This is a genomic window from Halorientalis persicus, from assembly GCF_900110215.1.
In the GTDB taxonomy this organism is placed as follows: domain Archaea; phylum Halobacteriota; class Halobacteria; order Halobacteriales; family Haloarculaceae; genus Halorientalis; species Halorientalis persica.
The window spans coordinates 1-2,670 of record NZ_FOCX01000091.1; the positions used below are offsets into that span (position 1 = coordinate 1).

3 protein-coding genes are annotated in these 2,670 nt (G+C 53.3%); 2 read left to right on the top strand and 1 reads right to left on the bottom strand.

Features of this window, described 5'->3' with window-relative positions; translation table 11 throughout:
* Window positions 1–78 precede the first annotated feature (78 nt).
* Together BMX17_RS24665 and BMX17_RS24670 are read left to right on the top strand one after the other, a co-directional pair.
* The gene (locus BMX17_RS24665) at window positions 79–438 is read left to right on the top strand and encodes a DUF8127 domain-containing protein (protein ID WP_211611493.1); all 360 of its coding nucleotides are present in this window, start codon (window positions 79–81) and stop codon (window positions 436–438) included.
* 590 nt (window positions 439–1,028) lie between these two features.
* Complete coding sequence (locus BMX17_RS24670) at window positions 1,029–2,108, top strand: outer membrane protein assembly factor BamB family protein (RefSeq protein WP_170845570.1); 1,080 nt, start codon at window positions 1,029–1,031, stop codon at window positions 2,106–2,108.
* Between the two features lie 223 nt (window positions 2,109–2,331).
* On the opposite strand, the gene BMX17_RS24675 is transcribed toward BMX17_RS24670, so the two are convergent.
* Window positions 2,332–2,616 (bottom strand): type II toxin-antitoxin system RelE family toxin, encoded by a 285-nt coding sequence (locus tag BMX17_RS24675; protein ID WP_092665256.1) that lies wholly within the window; start codon window positions 2,614–2,616, stop codon window positions 2,332–2,334.
* Window positions 2,617–2,670 lie beyond the last annotated feature (54 nt).

Consider the following 2,670-nt stretch of genomic DNA (forward strand, 5'->3'; position numbering starts at 1 on the left):
CGGGAGATTTGGGTCATGGACAACCGAAGTCTCCCGCTTCAACTCCTTTGATTTAGCGACCTACACCGACGCCATCTAGTGATTCAACACAGCCGATTCTTCCAACCTATTAGCGAGGAGCGGCAAAATGGGACTGTCTGGTATGGGCTTGAGGCCGTCTCACAAGAGGAGGCGCTCAAATATATCGCAACTCCCATAGAACGAACTAACAAAGGCGTCCAAACCGCCATCGAAGCGGGCGCCTACGAGACATCCGACGAACTCTCCGGCGCTCACGAACTCGTTCAGACCGACGACAGCTACTACGTCGTCTATCCAACCGTGGTTCAGGAATATGAGGGGACAGAGCGGAGCCTCACAGTCGTCGTACTCCAGTGGCTGCTCGGAATTGCTGGTGCAATACTGATTCTTCGCGGACAACGTCACCGTGTCGAATGACAAACAGCCGGGTACCACCGGCTTGACGACTCGAAATATCGTCCGTCTGTACTGATCGTTAGAGAGTTTGGTTGAGAATGCGTCGAGAAGCACGATCAGTGATTCTTTAGACTTCTTAGGAAGAGCTACTATCTCTAATTAGCGTGTGACATCTAAGCGGAAATCGAATGTGAAGATACGGAGCCAAAGGACAATTCTCAGGGGTTCATCTCCAAACTATTGGGATGAACCCGCCGCTTAGTATGAGAGGCCGTTCGTTTCTGAAAATACAACTCGACAATATCTTGGTTGTTTAGATTTACAGACAAGACGACACTCTGAGGAGGAAAAAGCCGAGTACCTAAGGTCCAGGTCTTAGGGTTATCCACCCAGAAGACATATTATACTATCATTAGCAGTTGAAGCAAATGTCCCCCCGAAGCCGTAGAACCTTCCTCCAAATCGGTGGCCTTGCCTTAGGTGGTCTTCTCGCTGGTTGCACCAATGATACGGGCAGTTCGACTCCACCAGTGACTGAACCATCGGTGACTGAGCCCGAACAATTCCCACCACCAGAACCGACACCAGGTACCCCACAAGATCCGAGATCGATGCCGACAGCAACGGACTGGACTCGCTTTCAGGCTGATAATGGCAATACAGGCCATCTGTCTGATGTAACAGCAGTGCCCGAGGACCCAGAGATATACTGGGACTTCTACGTATCCTCCTCGCCACCTGTTGTCGCCGACAGGAGCCTCTATACCACGGAATACAGGGAAGAACGCTCTGTCGTCGCTCGCAATGCAGCCACTGGAGAGCTTCAGTGGACGACTGCTGTCGACGGTGGTGGTATGGGTATGCCAGCTGTTGCTAGTGATGAAGTTCTCGTTCAGAGTTATACTCGCCTCTCTGGGTTTGACCGCCAGAGTGGCGACAAGTTGTGGAAGCGTACCATCGGTCAAGGACCACCAGGATGTCCGGTTGTTGTCGACGGTGTTGCCTATCTCGCTAATGGGGCGTTTAATGAGTGGTCGACGGAAGTCTTCGCATTTGATGTCTCAACGGGAGAGCAACAGTGGCGAACGACGCTCGCTGATGACGATTCAGACCTCGAAGGCTCTGTGGCAGTCAACGATGGCTATGTGTTCATTGTAGCTGGCGATATCATTGCCTTCAACACGACCGATGGGAGTGAGGTCTGGCGAACGCAATTGGATTCACCCGCTGAGACCACGCCAACAGTCTCCGATGGCAAAGTGTATGTTACCGATAGTGAGGGGACGCTCCATGCAGTTAGGACGGAAGATGGAAGTGAACGCTGGACAGCCGATGTCGGTGAACCAGAGAGTGGCACAGCAGTCGCTGTCGCCGACGATGAGGTCTATGCCGGGACGAAATCTAGACTCTCTTCGCTCACAACGACTGGAGAGCTACGATGGGAGGTCGATCTTACTGATGCACTGACGCCGACGGTCGATACAGATGCTGTATATGTTGGTCAGAGTGGGTTCCGTAATCGTGCGGTATACGCCCTTGCTCGTGATGATGGAAGCGAACGGTGGGTCCACAACACCGATGAAGAACAGATTTCAGATACAGTTCAGGCTGGCGTTCGTGGACCACCAACTCTGGTTGAAGATGGTCTGTATGTCGTGGCTGCCGACGGGATGCGTGCATTCGGCCGATAGGTCATAGTTCAGTCTATCCCAATCTGGCAAGAATTCTGTCGATAATCACGACCAGTTTCCTAAGAGACTTGCCACCGCAAGTTAGCGCGAGGGAGATACGAGTACAATCGAATACGTGGAGACCGGGTCAATGGACAGTTCTCACAGAGTTGATTTCAGCACCAGTAGTTGAGGCTGGTCGTCTCAATGCATATGGATCGTCGTCAAGGAGTCTTAGAGACAGTTAGTCGTCGTCGCCGCGGTAGGCGTCGCCACCGCGCTTGGTGATCGTAAGCACGTAGAGGACCTGCTCACTCCGAGCAGCACGACACCCGAGCCGAAACGGGCCGATTCGCAATTTCTGGTGTGGCGCTCCCTCGAGCGGTTCGAGATAATCCATCGGGTTACGCCACTGATCGGCGACGATCTCGTCCAGTTTGGAGCTGATCCGATCTTGTGCGTATTCGTCGAGGCCGTCGAACTGTCGATCTGCTGTATCGGTGAACTCCCAGTCCCACTCGTCACTCATCGTCACTGTTGCCGGCCAGTCCGTGCTCCGCCTTCACGTCGTCGCTCGTTCGCG